We start from the raw sequence: 14,852 nt of genomic DNA, 5'->3' as shown, positions 1-14,852 counted from the left end.
CCAGGGTATGGGCTGGTCCTCGAAGTTTCGCCTGTCGCTTCTGCGCGATGTCGCCGGTTTCGGCGCCATGGTGGCGCATGTCGGCGGACGGCGCACGGCGACGGCGCTTGCCTTCCTGATCCTGGGGAGCCTCACCGAAGGCATTTCGATCCTGCTGCTCGTTCCGCTGCTGCGCCTGATCGGCAAGCCCGACCAGGACTATGCGGTGCGGGTGCCGGAGGCCTTGCATCGGCTGGTGCCCGGCGGAATGCTGTCGCTCGCGAGCGTGCTCTCACTGCTCGTCGCGCTGGTGGCGCTGCAAGCGATGTTCAACCGCTTCAAGTCGGTCTACATGGCGCGGTTGCTCTATGACTTCGTCAACCGCGTGCGCATGAACCTGTTCGAGAGCGTCGGCAAGGCGCGCTGGGGCGTTTTCACCCGCATCCGCAGCTCCGATCTGGACCATGCGCTGAACGGCGACGTCGACCGGGTGCAGGTTGCGGCCTTCTCGCTGCTGATGCTGACCCAAGCCACACTGCTCCTGGCCGGCTATCTCATTGTCTCGCTGTTCATCTCGCCGGTGATGACGTGCTTCGCCATCCTTGTCGGTCTGGTGCTGCTGGTTGCGCTGCAGCCGTTCCGGGCGCGCGCCAGCGCCTATGGCCGCACGCTGACCGGCAATCGCCAGGACCAATACCGCACGGTCTCCGAGTTCCTCGGCGGCATCAAGGTCGCCAAGAGCCTGAATGTCGAGGCAAGCTATTTTGCCGAGCTCGGCGCGACGCTGGACAGGATGAAGGCCGACAACATCGCCTTCGTCCGCAACAGCTCGCTCGGCACCGCTCTGTTCCAGGTTACGAGCGTGATCGGGCTGAGCCTCTTCATCTATATCGCGCTGGTTCGCTTTCACCTGTCGCTGGCCGAGATCGTCGTGCTGCTGCTCGTCTTCATGCGGGTCGCGCCGCGCTTCATGGACATGCAGCTTCAGACCCAACAGGTGCTGATCAACCTGCCGGCCTATGCTTCGATGCAAAGCCTCCAGGCTCGCTTCGATGCCGAGCGCGAGCCGGAAGAGAACGTGAACGAACAAGGCGCAAAACTGGCGCTTGAGACGGGCCTCAACATCCGCGATGTGGCGTTCGCCTATGGCGAGAGCGACGGCAAACCGGTGGTCAGCGACATCACCTTCGGTCTGCCGGCCGGCAAGGTGACGGCGCTGATCGGCCCTTCGGGTTCGGGCAAGAGCACGATCGCCGACATGCTGCTTGGGCTGCTTGAACCCACCCAGGGACGTATTCTGGCCGACGGCGTGGAGATTACGGCGCAGAATCGCAGGGCCTGGCGCGATCAGGTCGCCTATGTGCCGCAGGATGTGTTCCTGCTGCACGACACGATCGCCGCCAATCTGCGTCTTGCGGCGCCTGAGGCCAGCGACGAAGAATTGTGGGCGGCCCTGCGAAACGCCCATGCGGCCGATTTCGTGGAGCGGCTGGACTCGCGGCTCGATACGGTGGTGGGCGACCGCGGCGTCCGCCTTTCCGGCGGCGAGCGGCAGCGCATCGCACTGGCGCGTGCGCTGCTGCGCAAGCCCTCGCTGCTCATCCTCGACGAGGCGACAAGCGCGCTCGATTGGCAGAATCAGTCGCTGATCGCGCAATCGATCGAGGCGCTGCGCGGCCGGATGACGATTTTGACCATCGCGCACCGGCCGTCGATGATCGCCTTCGCCGACTGGGTCGTGGCCATCGAGAACGGACGCATCGTCGAGGTCGGACAATATCGGCGGTTGAAGGCGAAAGCCGGCAGCCGGCTTGCGAGGATGCTGTCCGGCGAGCAGGCGGAGCGCGAAAGCGCGCCACCGATCGCGGCCGGGCTGACCTCCGCGCCGGTCGAACGTTCAGTGGAGGCTGCGTCTGGCGCTTAGCTTTTCGCCTTCGGCGACCTTGCTCAGGATCGGGCCGCGGTCCGCCTCGCGGGTCTTGTCGGCCGATGTCGGCGTGGCTCCCCCGATCATGGCAAAGACCAGAAGGAAATAGCCAGCCTGGATAATGACGGCGCAGACGATAGTGCGAAGCAGGATGGTTCCCGCCGACGCGCCATCGAAATAGGACCAGCCGATGACGATCGCGAGCGCGAAGATCATTCCGACGATGAATTTCGGCAAAGACATGACCGCCGCCCTCTCAACCGAGACGAGCATGCAGAAGCTGCGACTTACCCACCCGCGTAACTCCCCGTTGCGCCAAAGAGCTCTTTCTGGCTGCCCAATCCGGCCGGTTGCTTCCGACCTTCCTTACCCATGCAGACTATGACAGGAACAATTTGCGACTCTATTAAGGCCGGCCTGCCGGAGCAAGGCCGTGCAGATATGGTTTCCAACGATTTTACGAGATCGACTCTGCCATGCTGCGCCGCACACTCTGGCTCCGATAGCTATTCAATGAGACGTCTGCCGCTTCAGTCAAACTCATGGCTTTGATTAGTATTTTATGTGAATAACTTACCATTGCGAGTGCTTCCAGCGGCATGCAACCGAGTTTCTTCTGCAGCAAAGAATGCACTGTCCAAAAATGGCCCGAAAAGCGGACTACATTTTCCTGGTTTTCTCTCACCTTGTCATAAACGCGCCACAAAGGTGAAAATTTGGGCAAGGCAGGTTTATTATTTAATCAATTCATGACGTGAACATTTCAACGCGATGGGAAATTGTGTGTTGCGCTGCAGCATTTTTTTGGTATCTTGCCGTAAACCATCCGTTCAACGTATGGAGCTTCTGCATGAGGGACGTCGCCAAGTCGGCTAATGCGAGTTTTGCGCAGGCCGGCGTTGATTTTCCACCCCCCATCGGCGGTCTGCTCAAACGCAGTTTCGATGTCGTTGGTTCCCTGGCTGGGCTGATCCTGCTGAGCCCGCTCTTCCTGATGGTCGCGCTGTTGGTCAAGCTTTCGGATAACGGTCCGATCTTCTATGGCCACAAGCGTATCGGCCGCGGCGGCAGGATTTTCTCCTGCCTCAAATTCCGCACCATGGTGCCGGATGGCGAGCGCGTGCTCGCTGCGTATCTGGCGGCCAATCCGGAAGCCAACGCCGAATGGATCGCGACGCGCAAGCTGAAGAACGATCCGCGCGTCACCCGTGTCGGCCAGGTGCTTCGCAAGCTCAGCCTCGATGAGCTGCCGCAGATCCTCAACATCCTGCAGGGCGACATGAGTCTTGTCGGCCCGCGCCCGGTCGTGCGCGACGAATTGGAAATCTACGGCAGCGCGGCGGTCTATTACCTGAAGTCGCGCCCTGGTCTCACCGGGTTGTGGCAGGTGAGCGGCCGCAACGACGTATCCTACGACACGCGCGTCGCCTTCGATCGCCATTATGTCGAGAACTGGTCGTTGTCCGGGGATATTCGCATCATCTTCAAGACTGTTCCTGCCGTGTGGATGTCACGCGGCAGCTATTGACCGACGGGCCTGCTCCGCCAGATTCGGGGCAGGCATCCGGCAGTGATCTCATCGGGCGGATGGGGCCAAAGCGAATCGGAAAACGTATTTGACAAAAGACCTCTTCGGACTGCCCTTCGCATGCAGTCTCATATCCAGGACCACAGCCCGCTTCGGGGGCGTCTTGCTTGCTGCGTTGCTGGTCATGCCGCAGGTCGCTGCCGCCAGCGACTATCGGCTTGGACCGCTGGACAAGCTCAACATCCGGGTCGCCGAATGGCAGACGGTCGACGGCACGTTCCGCGATTGGTCGGCCCTCAATGGCGAATACGCGGTCGGCCCGGGAGGGACGCTCTCGGTGCCGTTCGTCGGCGACATGCAGGCCGCCGGCAAGACGACAGCGGAGATCGCTTCCGCGATCGGGCTTGCATTGCAGCGCAAGCTGGCGCTGCCCGACAAGCCGGAAGCTTCGGTCGAGATGGCGCAGTTCCGGCCGTTCTACATTTCCGGCGAAGTCCAGAACCCCGGGCAGTTTCCCTTCGTGCCCGATCTGACTGTGCTCAAGGCAATCAGCATTGCCGGCGGTATAAGGCGCAATGCCGACTATGGTCCGCAGCTCGAAAAGGATCTGATCACCGCCAAGGGCAGCTATGAAATCTATGACGACCAGCGCTTGCGGCTGATGGTCAGGCGAGCCCGCATCGACGCCGACCTCGCCGGGAAAACGACTTTCGAGGTGCCTCAGGAAATTCAGGGCGATTCGAGATTGCCGACCATCGTCGCCGACGAAACGGCAATCCTGGTCTCCGACCAGAAATCGCTGAAGCTGAAACTCGATGCGCTGGATGATCTGAAGGGTGTTCTGCAGTCGGAAATCGAATCGCTGCAAAAAAAGATCGCCAATCAGCAGAAGCAGGTCGATCTGGCCTCGAAGCAGGCCGACAGCATCGGTCCACTGGCGCAGAAGGGCCTGGTCGCCAATGCGCGCCTGCTTTCCTCGCAACAGTCGGTCACCGACCTGCAGGGCAAGATCCTGGACTATGAGACGGCCATCCTCACCGCCAAGCAGTCGATCAGCAAGGCGGAGCAGGACGCCATCGATGCCCGCAACACACTGGGTTCGACCCTCACCGCCGATCGGCAGGCAACGGAAGCGAACCTTAATGAGGCGGCCTTGAGGGTCGGCATGCAGAAGGGCCTAATCGCACAGGCATCGGATCCGGCAACGGCTGCCGCCTACACCGGCAATGAAGAGCCAGCCCTGCTCTATTCGCTGGTGCGCGTCGTCGACGGCAAGACTAGCGAGGTCGAAGCCAAGGAAGACACGCCTATCCTGCCGGGCGACGTGATCAAGGTGAAGCTGGCGCCGACGGCCAGCCAATAGCGCCGCCGGCCCGGGTTTGTCCGAAGCGAACCGGGAACGGAGGCGGGAGGGACAAGCCAGGCTCGTTCGCGCGCAGCGCGGGCGAGCGATCTGTTTGGACCGCTTGAAGGCATAACATGCAGCCCGCAGCCCAGCGTCACGTGTATCTGAACCTCGACGCCATCCGCGGCGTGGCGGCGATCAGCGTCATGCTCTACCATTTCTCGCCATTCCTCGCCGACGGCAAGGTGCTGCCGTCGAGCTATCTCGCGGTCGATCTGTTCTTCCTGCTCAGCGGCTTCGTCATCGCGCATGCCTATGACCGCAAGATCGAAACCGGCATGGGCTTCGGCACTTTCGTGGCCATCCGCCTGATCCGGCTCTATCCGCTCTATCTAGCCGGCACGCTGCTCGGCTTCTTCTATCTGCTGGTCAAGAACAGATTGATGCCGGCGGAATACATGCCGCTGTCCGAGATCGGCATGCAGCTGACGACCGGCATGTTCTTCATCCCGCTGGTCAGCGACGCCTATCACACGATCTTTCCTCTCAACCCGGCATCGTGGTCGCTGTTCTTCGAGCTCATCGTCAACATCGCCTATGTCGCTGTCTTCGTGCTCCTGTCGCGGCGGGTGCTGACGGGGATCGTCGGCGCCAGCCTCGTGCTGCTCGTCGTCGCCTCGGTTTTCGCCGGCACGCTCGATTTTGGCATGACTGGCAAGACCATCGTCAGCGGGCTGCCGCGCGTAACCTTCTCGTTCTTCCTGGGCGTGCTGCTCTGCCGATCGATGGCGCGCTGGCAGGGCAGCTTCGGCTTCCTGCGGCGCGGCTTCTGGGTCGAGGGCGCGATCCTGCTCACGCTTGCCGTCTTCGCCATTGCCCCGGCTGCCGGCGGCGCGCGCATTGCCTACGACCTCTGCACCATCGTCATCGTCTTCCCGATCATGGTGATGACCGGCGCGGTGGCGCCTACCGCGCCGCGACTGTCAGGCGTCTATGGCTGGCTCGGGCGGATTTCCTACCCGATCTACATCGTCCACACGCCGATGCTGATGATCATCGCCGGGGCCGGCAAGGCCTTCTCGATCGATCCGTTCGCGCATCATCCCTTATTCGGCATCGTCATGGCGGCGATGATTGTCGTCATCGCTGACATCGCCACGCGCGTCTATGACGAGCCGGTGCGGCGCTTCCTGCAGCGGCAGATGCAGCGCGCCCGGGCCGTGGCTTAGCGCGGGACAAAAAGCCGGTATGAAGATTCCAAAATCCATCCTGATCGATCCCGATCGCAACGAGACCTACGGCATTTTCGCCGTCGCGGTTTCCACGCTCGCCTTCGCCTACTCGCCCAATTTCGGCCAGATCCTGATCCTCGCCTACTACGCCGTTTGGCTGCCGCTGCTGTTCGTCGACTATCGGCGCTTCACCTGGAAACTCTCCAGCGCCTGGCTGCCCATTCTGCTTGCGGCCTATGTCTGCCTCTCGGTGTTCTGGTCGCAGGCGGCGGGCATCAGCGCGCGCGCGGCAGTGCAATATTCTTCGCATATCGTCTGCGCCTATGTCGCGGCGCGGACCATCAGCGTGCGCACGCTGGTGGTGGGCTCGCTGATCGGCATCTTCTTCGTTCTGCTCTATTCACTCGGAGTCGGCGGTTACGCGCTCGACACTCTCGACGGCACGGTCAATTTCGTCGGCGCCTTCGGTTCCAAGAACCAGGTCGGCTTCTTCTCTTCGCTCGGCATCTTCTTCTGCCTGGCGTTCCTTGTCTTCTACCGACGGAACTGGCTGGGCTTCGTCTGGACCGCGCCGATCATGCTTTTGTCGGTCTATATGCTGGCAATCGCCCATTCGGCGACGTCGGTGGCCTCGCTGCCGGCGGTCATTGGCATCGTGGCGCTGCTCACCATGACCAAGGTCCTGTCGCGACGCTATCGCCGGGTGCTGTTCATCGTCGGCGCCGGGGCGCTGGTGACGGGCGTGGTGGCAGCGCTCAACCTCGGGCTGCTGGATGTCGTGCTCGGCATCTTCGGCAAGGATTCGACGCTCACCGGCCGCACCTATCTGTGGGAACAGGGCTGGGAAGCAGCGCAGCAGCGTCCGCTGCTCGGCTATGGCTATGCCGCCTATTGGGTGCAGGGTTTTGCCGATCCGGAGCGGCTGTGGGCGGAATTCTATATCTCGACGCGCTCCGGCTTCCACTTCCACAACACCTATGTCGAGACGCTGGTCGAAATCGGCTTCGTCGGCGTCACCTTGCTGGCGCTGGTCATCCTGCGCGCCTTCTACGGCCACGTATCGAAGGTGGTGTTCGGCGGGTGGAGTGCCGATTCGGTGGTGCTTGCCGGCGCGACCGGGCTGATGCTGATCCGCTCCTTCTTCGAGGTCGAGATGCTCGGCCCCTATTTCATGGCGTCCTTCGTCGTCTATTACGGCCTGTTCAAGCTGAGCCCATTGCCGGCTTTCCGGCGCCGCCAGATGGCCATTCCCGCCGAGGACGAGAGGCCGGCCATCGGCCGCATGCCGGCACCGACCTGAGAGGCTTTTGGCGTGCTCGCCAACGATCTGGGGATCCGCCCGATCGGCTTGCCCAAGCTCGAAATCCTGCACGTGCCGTGGTAAACGCCTATTACATCGGCCTGCCGCGCCAGGCGGTTTTCCAACGGCGCAGCCTGGTACGCAGAAAAGCCTTGCCCCCAAACGGCAGCGAAGGTTTGCCTGGCCGCCGGCCCGTGCCATGCTGCGTCTGGCAAGGCGCCGTGTTACCCTTGTCGCGGCAATCGCGAAAGAACCACGCGGTTCCGCACTCACCCATGCAGGTCCCTTGCAATCGCCGGCCCGATCGTGAAGCCGGAAAAGGTCGCCTCAAAGCCTTCGCGCTGCGGCGAGCAGCACATCATGCCGACATCGACCGATTTCGAGATCGGGAAATAGGCCAGGCGCACCGGTTTCCAATGGCCGTCCGAGGCGTCCAGATACTGGATGCGGATCGCCTCGGCGTGGCGGGTCAGGCGGATCCTGACGCCGTCCTTGCCGGCGGCAATGGCGACTAGCGACCAGTCGGACGTGTCGTTGGTGACGACGACGGAGAAGTATGCCAGCCCGTCGGTGTATTCGATGCCGGCCTTGATCCAGTGCGTTTCGCTGAGGCGCAGCATCAGCCCCGCCTGATCGTAGAGCACCTTGTAGTCGCCCTTGACGGTGACTTCTGCGCTGAAATCACCCTCGACGGAACGGTAGAGGAAATGGCCGTTGTCACGCCAGAAGCCGTAGAAGGTCTCGCGCCAGAAGTCGGTGTCCTTGCCTGTTCGGACGGTGAGCGTGCCGTCGCCGACCGTGTGGTGCGGCGGCGGGTTGAGCCATGTCATGTCGGCCACGCTCATCGCTCTCCTCCCGGATTGGACTAGTGCGTTTCACCGTTTCATGGAAACGGCGAAACGCCCTATCTCCTTGTTTTTACGCAATTCCGGACGGAAAACCGCCAACACTTTTCCTGGAATTGCTCTAGCCGGCGAATGTATAGGCGGTCTTCACCGTGGTGTAGAACTCCATCGCGTAACGGCCTTGTTCGCGCGGGCCGTAGCTCGAGCCCTTGCGGCCGCCGAACGGCACGTGGAAATCGACGCCCGCCGTCGGCAGGTTGACCATCACCATGCCGGCTTCGGAGTTGCGCTTGAAATGCGTCGCGTGCTTCAGGCTGGTGGTGCAGATGCCGGAAGTGAGGCCGAACGGTGTGTCGTTGGCGACAGCTAGCGCTTCGTCATAGTCCTTGACGCGGATGACATTGGCGACCGGGCCGAAAATCTCCTCGCGCGAGATGCGCATCGCATTGGTCGAGCCGACAAACAACGCAGGCTGCAGATAAAAGCCAGGCGCGCCACGCTCAAGCCGGTCACCGCCGAAGGCGAGCTCGGCGCCTTCCTGGCGGCCGATGGCGATGTAATCCTCGTCCTGCTTGAGCTGGGTCTGGTCGACGACCGGACCGATCTGGGTCTTGGCATCGAGCGCATCGCCGATGACGAGCTTGTCCAGCCGCTCCTTGATCGCGTCGACAAAACGGTCGTGGATGCCGTCGGCGACGATCAGGCGCGAGGACGCCGTGCAGCGCTGTCCGGTCGAGAAATAAGCGCCGTTGACCGCACAGTCGACGGCCACCGCGAGATCGGCGTCGTCGAGCACGACGAGCGGATTCTTGCCGCCCATTTCGAGCTGGAATTTGCGCATGTGCTCCACACTTGCCGCGGCGACGCGCTTGCCGGTACCGACCGAGCCGGTGAAGGAGATGGCGTTGACATCGGGATCATCGAGCATCGCCTGGCCGACCACCGAACCCTTGCCCATGACGAGGTTGAGCACGCCCTTGGGCAGGCCGGCGCGGTGCAGGATATCGACGATGGTCCAGGCGCTTTCAGGAACCAGTTCGGCCGGCTTGAAGACGATCGTGTTGCCGTAGGCCAGCGCCGGCGCGACCTTCCAGGCGGGGATGGCGATGGGGAAATTCCACGGCGTGATGATGCCGACGACGCCGACGCCTTCGCGCGTCATCTCGACGCCGACGCCAGGCCGAACGCTCGGCACCATCTCTCCCGACAGACGCAGCGTCTCACCGGCGAAGAAGTCGAATATCTGCGCGGCGCGGATCGTCTCGCCGACGCCCTCTGCCAGCGTCTTGCCTTCCTCGCGCGCGAGCGACCGGCCGATCTCGTCCTTGCGTGCCATGATCTCGTCGGAGGTTTTCTTCAGCACCGCATGGCGGGCCAGCGGGCCTGAGCGCGACCAGGCCGGAAAGGCCGCCTTGGCGGCCGCGATGGCCTGCTTGGCTTGTTCAGGCCCGGCCGAAGCATATTCGCCGACGATGTCGTTGGTGTTCGACGGGTTGATGTTGCGCGAGCCGGCCTCGCCAAGCCACTCGCCGTCGATCAGGTTCTTACGCAGCACGGTCATTGTCTTGTTCCTTGGAGCTGGGGGTAGCGGCAGTCCGTCGGCCGGTCAATTGTCGGACAAATGATATAATGATTGTCCCGTGGCAGGTCTACCGGCCTTCTGCGACAAACCTAGGGCCTTGCCGCGTCAGGTCGAGAACGACCAGAACAGGCAGGCGAGCGTGACCGCGCCGAAGGCGACGAAGAACAGGCTTCTGAGCAGGATGTTGCGGCGAAGCTCGTTCATGGTGAGTTGCGCCGCAACGATCACTGCCACGAACAGGAAACGCCAGTTGAAAAGCGCCCAGAGCACCTCGTGCTGGCCGAAGGCCCATCTGGCAAGCAGCGAGCCGACGATGGTCGCGAACAATACGATCGTCGCCCAGAAGATCGCATCGGCCGCATGGGTCAGCACGACGCCGGCGGCGCGGATGGGCAGGATCATCATCAGCATGGCAGCGAAAAAATAGACGGCCGCGATCGCCAGGAACGAGCCGGCCTCGGCGATGCCGTCGAGACGCTTCACGCCGAACGCGCCATAGGGATAGCCGTGCCTCGCCACGGCCAATGACAGCGCCATCAGCAAAGCGCTCAAAACCGTGACCAGTGCGAATGTGCCGAGGGCCTTGCTCATGCCTTTTCCTGTCGAGACGAATCAACAGGAGTTTAGCAGAGCGTGGGCCTCGAAAGCCGCAATTCACTGCTCGGCATTCTCGAAGACGTCGACCGTTAAGCGATCAAGTTGGTTGCCATGACCAGCGAGACGATCGCGCCTGAGTTGAACACCCACGTCTGCGGCCGGTGAGTTGCTGGCGGAGCGTTCCGATGACGCGCCGCTGTTGGCCAGCTAGCCGATACGATCGCCGCTCACCGGATCGAACAGATGCAGCGCCGTCGGATCGGCGGCGAGGCGTATCCTGTCGCCTGGCCTCACATCGCTGCGGCCCATGACAAAGACGCAGACCTGCTGGTTGGCCAGCCTGACGTAGAACTGCGTCGACAGGCCGAGCGGCTCGACCACCTCGACCTCGGCCTTCAGCGCGCCGTCGTCGACCAGCTTGACGTGTTCCGGCCGCAGTCCGATGGTGAGGTCGTCGCCATCGCTGAGCGGCAGGCCATCCGGCAGCCGCAGCTTCTGGCCATCGGCGAGCACGGCATCCGCCTTGCCACCCTTGGCGACCTTAGCCGGCAAGAAGTTCATGCCGGGCGAGCCGATGAAGCCGGCGACGAAGGTGTTGACCGGACGGTCGTAAAGCTCCAACGGGCGGCCGACCTGCTGCACATAGCCGTCATGCATGACGACGATGCGGTCGGCCATGGTCATAGCCTCGACCTGGTCGTGGGTGACATAGACCGAAGTGGTCTTGAGCTGCTGGTGCAGCGCCTTGATCTCGGCGCGCATATGGACGCGCAATTTGGCGTCGAGGTTGGAGAGCGGCTCGTCGAACAGGAACACTTTGGGGTCGCGCACGATGGCGCGGCCCATGGCGACGCGCTGGCGCTGACCGCCGGAAAGCTGGCGCGGCAGGCGGCCGAGATAGGCGTCGAGGCCGAGCCGCTTGGCGGCAGCGCCCACCCTGCCGTCGATCGTCGTCTTCTCGGCCTTCTTCAAAAGCAGGCTGAAGCCCATGTTGGAGGAGACATCCATATGCGGGTAGAGCGCGTAGGACTGGAACACCATGGCGATGTCTCGGTCCTTCGGCGCGACGTCGTTGACCAGCCGCTCGCCGATATGGATCTCGCCGCCGGTAACTTCCTCCAGGCCGGCGATCATGCGCAGCAGCGTGGACTTGCCGCAGCCGGACGGTCCGACCAGTACGACGAACTCGCCATCGGCGATCTCGAGATCGACGCCGTGCAGGATGCGCAGCGCGCCGTAATCCTTCTCGACGTTTTGCAGCGTGACGGAAGCCATCTTTTATCCTTTGACCGCGCCGGCGGTGAGACCGGTGACGAGATAGCGTTGCAGGAAAGCGAAGAAGACGCAGACCGGGATCAGCGCCAGGATGGAGGCCGCCATCATCTGCCCCCAGTCGACGGCGAACTTGCCGATGAAGGTGAGCAGGCCGACGGCAAAGGTCTTCTGCTCGTCGCTGGAGATCAGCATCAGCGCGAACAGCAACTCGCTCCAGGCGGCGGTGAAGACGAAGCCGAGCGTTGCCCCCATGCCGGGCAAGGTCAGCGGCACGATCACCCGGCGCATCGCCTGAGCGCGGGTGCAGCCGTCAATCATCGCCGCTTCCTCCAGGTCTTTCGGGATGCCGTCGAAGAAGGACTGCATCAGGAAGGTTGCGAAGGCGGTGTTGAAAGCGGTGTAGATGATGATCAGGCCGATCAGGCTGTTGGTCAGGCCGAGATCGCCCATGATGCGGTAGATCGGCGGAATGACCATGACCAGCGGGAAGGTCTGGGTGAGCAGCAACAGGATCGCCAAAGTCGCCTTGCCGCGGAAAGTGAAGCGCGACATGGCATAGCCGGCAAGAGTGGCGATGACCGTGACAATGGCGGCCGTCGACACCGAGACGATGACGCTGTTGAGGAAATAGCGCGGAAAGTCCGAGGCCTCGAGCACGGTGACGAAATTCTGAAAGGTCGTCTGCGATGGCCAGAAGGTGATGCCTTCGGAATAGAGCAGGCGTTCGGGCGTCACCGAGATCTTGAGCGTCCAGAAGATCGGAAACAGCGCGAAGATCACGTAAGCCGCGATAGCGCCGTAGAGACCGATACCGCCGAAAATGCGCGAGGAAGTGGAGCGACCGGCGATCATCAGACGTGCCTCACCAAGGTGCGGCGGATGGCGATCAGGCCGATGGCGTAGGCGATCAGCAGCACCAGAAGCAGCACCGCGACTGCCGAAGCGTAGCCTTTGTCGAGCGACTTGAAGGCGCTGACATAGATGTAGACAGGCACCGTGCTTGTGGAGCCGGCCGGCCCGCCCTCGGTCATGACGAAGATCAGGTCGGCGAAGGTGGCGATCCAGATGGTGCGCAGCATGACGGTGATGATGATGGTCGGCGCCAGGAAGGGCAGCGTCACCTTGGTGAAGCGCTGCCAGGGCGAAGCGCCGTCGATGGCCGCCGCCTCATGCAGCTCGGAGGGGATCGACTTCAGCGCCGCCAGCAGCGTGATGGCGAAGAACGGGATGCCGAACCAGATGTTGGCGACGATCGGCCCCCACATGGCGGTGGCGGGATCGGACAACACGTTGGTCGGCTCCGCCTTCAGGCCAAGCGCGAACAGCCAATGCGGCAGCGGTCCGATGATCGGGTTGAACAGCCAGGCCCAGGTGAGGCCAGAGAGAAAGGACGGCACCGCCCAGGGCAGGAACACCACCGCCTGGACGACCTTGCGGCCGTAGAAGGGCTTGTCGAGCAGCAGCGCGAGACCCAGGCCAAGGAAGAACTGAAAGAACAGGCTGGCAACCGTCCACCACAACGTGTTGATCAGCGCCTGGCCGAGCACCTGGTCGGAGAGCATCGCCTGGTATTGGGCAAGGCCGACATATTGCGACTTGAAGGCCGAGAATTTGCGGAAGGAATAGCTGATGCCGATGACCAGCGGCACCAAAAGCACCAGGACCAGCAGGATAATGGCTGGCGAAAGATAGAGCCACGGCTCGATCGCGGCCCTGCTCAGCCGTTGCTTTCGCGGCCGGGCGGCGGATCGGATTTCGGAGACGGCGTAGGTCATAGGTTTTGGCTCTACGGTGGTGAGTGGGTGCCGGGGACGGCGACAGCGTCCTTCTCCCCATTCAACGGGGAGAAGATGCCGGCAGGCAGATGAGGGGCGGAGCCAGCCTTTCAGAAGTCAGCGCCGCCCCTCATCCGTCACTTCGTGACACCTTCTCCCCGTGAACGGGGAGAAGGAAATGGCCTGCGCTTACTTCTTGTTCTTGGCCATCCAGTCCTGCTGTTCCTTGGTTAGGAACTTGGCCCATTCGTCGGCTACATCCTTGGCCGGCTTCTGGCCGAGCAGCACTTCCTGAAAATTCTTGATCGCCACCTGGTCGACGAAGTTGCCGAGGTTCTCCAGATGCGTCGGCGGCGTCACCATTTCGTATTTGGAGCTGTCGCTGAGCTCGGTGAACCAGCCCTTGAACTGCTCGGTCTTGAAATGCGCGTCCTGGTCGGCGCCGTTGTGGATCGGGACGACGCCGACTTCCTTGGCCCATTCCAGATTGTCCTTGGGCGACAGCAGCGTGGCCATCAGCTTCCAGGCCTCGTCCTTGTGCTGGGAATTGGCGAACATCGCCCAACCTGCATAGCCGAGCGTCGGGTAGGATTTGCCGCTCGGGCCCACGGGCAACGGCGCGACCGCAAAGTCGTCGGCGCTCATCTTGTCGGCGATGCCGAGCAGCGCGTCCGGATCCTGGTTGAGCATGGCGCAAGTGCCGGAATAGAAGCCGGTCACCGTCTCGTTGAAGCCCCAGCTCACCGAATCTTTCGGCGCCAGACCGTTCTTGTACATGTCGGCCAGCATCTGCAGACCCTTGACCGAGCCTTCGTCATTGATGGTCGAGACGCCGTCGTCGGTGAAATAACCGCCCTTGCCGTCGGCGATGTTCATGAACATGTGCATGCCGTTGAAGGCGCCGGGGCCGCCGCGCAGGCAGTAGCCGTATTTGCCGGGGATGGCCGAAATCTTCTTGGAGAAGGAGACGAACTCGTCGAGGGTTGCCGGCGGCCGGTCGAGGCCGGCTTCCTTGAACAGCTTCTTGTTCCAGAACAGCGCGTTCACATAATAGCCATAGGGGATCATGAACTGGGTGTTGTTGACGGTCGAGCCGAACTGCTTGGCGCGGTCGCCGAGCGTCTTGGCGTCGGGCCATTTGTCCATGAAGGGACCGAGATCCTCGAGCTGGCCGTTGTTGGCATAGAGACCCATCCAGCGTTCCGGCATCTCGACGACGTCGGGCGTGTCGCCGGCCTGCACCATGGTGAGAAACTTCTCGAAGGCCTGGCCCCAGGGCAGCGAGACCACTTCCACCTTGATGCCCGGATTGGCGGTCTCGAATTCGGCGATCTGCTTCTTCAGGAATTCGGTGCGCGGCGGGCTGGTGATGACCTCGACCAGCTTGATGGTGGTGTCGGCCAGCGCGCCGCTGGCGGAAATCGCCAGGCCGGCCACGGCGGCAAACATGAAGGTCAGTCTTTTCAT

At 62.4% G+C, this 14,852-nt stretch carries 13 protein-coding genes; 5 read left to right on the top strand and 8 right to left on the bottom strand.

Features of this window, described 5'->3' with window-relative positions:
- Nucleotides 1-7: 7 nt before the first annotated feature.
- Entirely contained in the window at nt 8-1,903 is a 1,896-nt protein-coding gene (locus FJ419_RS02595) for an ABC transporter ATP-binding protein (protein WP_140687246.1), read from the top strand.
- Here FJ419_RS02595 and FJ419_RS02590 read toward each other — a convergent pair.
- Entirely contained in the window at nt 1,877-2,149 is a 273-nt protein-coding gene (locus FJ419_RS02590; RefSeq protein ID WP_140544959.1) for an exopolysaccharide production repressor exox, read from the bottom strand. The genes FJ419_RS02595 and FJ419_RS02590 overlap by 27 nt on opposite strands.
- A 607-nt stretch (nt 2,150-2,756) precedes the next feature.
- On the opposite strand from FJ419_RS02590, the gene FJ419_RS02585 reads away from it, so the two are divergent.
- The 4 genes from FJ419_RS02585 to FJ419_RS02570 all read left to right on the top strand — a co-directional run bounded on the left by FJ419_RS02585 (nt 2,757) and on the right by FJ419_RS02570 (nt 7,311).
- Nucleotides 2,757-3,434: a sugar transferase gene (locus FJ419_RS02585; protein ID WP_140544958.1), complete on the top strand. Its 678-nt coding sequence runs from the start codon at nt 2,757-2,759 to the stop codon at nt 3,432-3,434.
- Between the two features lie 184 nt (nt 3,435-3,618).
- Nucleotides 3,619-4,797 carry a polysaccharide biosynthesis/export family protein gene (locus FJ419_RS02580; RefSeq protein ID WP_140629722.1) on the top strand — a complete coding sequence of 393 codons (1,179 nt, stop codon included), beginning with the start codon at nt 3,619-3,621 and terminating at the stop codon, nt 4,795-4,797.
- A 116-nt stretch (nt 4,798-4,913) separates the two neighbouring features.
- Nucleotides 4,914-6,008, top strand: coding sequence for an acyltransferase (locus FJ419_RS02575; RefSeq protein ID WP_140687244.1), 1,095 nt, complete (start codon nt 4,914-4,916; stop codon nt 6,006-6,008).
- A gap of 19 nt (nt 6,009-6,027) precedes the next feature.
- Nucleotides 6,028-7,311, top strand: coding sequence for an O-antigen ligase (locus FJ419_RS02570; RefSeq protein ID WP_140687242.1), 1,284 nt, complete (start codon nt 6,028-6,030; stop codon nt 7,309-7,311).
- Nucleotides 7,312-7,580: 269 nt separating this feature from the next.
- Here the strand turns inward: FJ419_RS02570 and FJ419_RS02565 are convergent, their stop codons facing one another.
- The 7 genes from FJ419_RS02565 to FJ419_RS02535 all read right to left on the bottom strand — a co-directional run bounded on the left by FJ419_RS02565 (nt 7,581) and on the right by FJ419_RS02535 (nt 14,852).
- Nucleotides 7,581-8,156 carry a DUF1349 domain-containing protein gene (locus FJ419_RS02565; protein WP_140687240.1) on the bottom strand — a complete coding sequence of 192 codons (576 nt, stop codon included), beginning with the start codon at nt 8,154-8,156 and terminating at the stop codon, nt 7,581-7,583.
- A 121-nt stretch (nt 8,157-8,277) separates the two neighbouring features.
- The gene (locus FJ419_RS02560) at nt 8,278-9,717 is read right to left on the bottom strand and encodes an aldehyde dehydrogenase family protein (protein ID WP_140687238.1); all 1,440 of its coding nucleotides are present in this window, start codon (nt 9,715-9,717) and stop codon (nt 8,278-8,280) included.
- A 126-nt stretch (nt 9,718-9,843) separates the two neighbouring features.
- Nucleotides 9,844-10,329, bottom strand: a complete 486-nt coding sequence (locus tag FJ419_RS02555) for a hypothetical protein (protein ID WP_140687236.1) — start codon at nt 10,327-10,329, stop codon at nt 9,844-9,846.
- A 213-nt stretch (nt 10,330-10,542) separates the two neighbouring features.
- The gene (ugpC, locus tag FJ419_RS02550) at nt 10,543-11,610 is read right to left on the bottom strand and encodes a sn-glycerol-3-phosphate ABC transporter ATP-binding protein UgpC (protein ID WP_140687234.1); all 1,068 of its coding nucleotides are present in this window, start codon (nt 11,608-11,610) and stop codon (nt 10,543-10,545) included.
- Between the two features lie 3 nt (nt 11,611-11,613).
- The gene (locus FJ419_RS02545; RefSeq protein ID WP_140687232.1) at nt 11,614-12,462 is read right to left on the bottom strand and encodes a carbohydrate ABC transporter permease; all 849 of its coding nucleotides are present in this window, start codon (nt 12,460-12,462) and stop codon (nt 11,614-11,616) included.
- Nucleotides 12,462-13,385 carry a sugar ABC transporter permease gene (locus FJ419_RS02540; RefSeq protein ID WP_140687230.1) on the bottom strand — a complete coding sequence of 308 codons (924 nt, stop codon included), beginning with the start codon at nt 13,383-13,385 and terminating at the stop codon, nt 12,462-12,464. Before FJ419_RS02540 ends, FJ419_RS02545 begins: the two co-directional genes overlap by 1 nt.
- Nucleotides 13,386-13,574: 189 nt before the next feature.
- A complete protein-coding gene (locus FJ419_RS02535) occupies nt 13,575-14,852 on the bottom strand; it encodes a sugar ABC transporter substrate-binding protein (protein WP_140687228.1) in 1,278 nt (425 codons plus the stop codon).

The sequence above is a fragment of the Mesorhizobium sp. B2-6-2 genome, from assembly GCF_006440615.1.
Lineage (GTDB): Bacteria > Pseudomonadota > Alphaproteobacteria > Rhizobiales > Rhizobiaceae > Mesorhizobium.
Note: the sequence above shows the minus strand (reverse complement) of the source record. Positions and strands in the feature narration are given on the sequence as shown.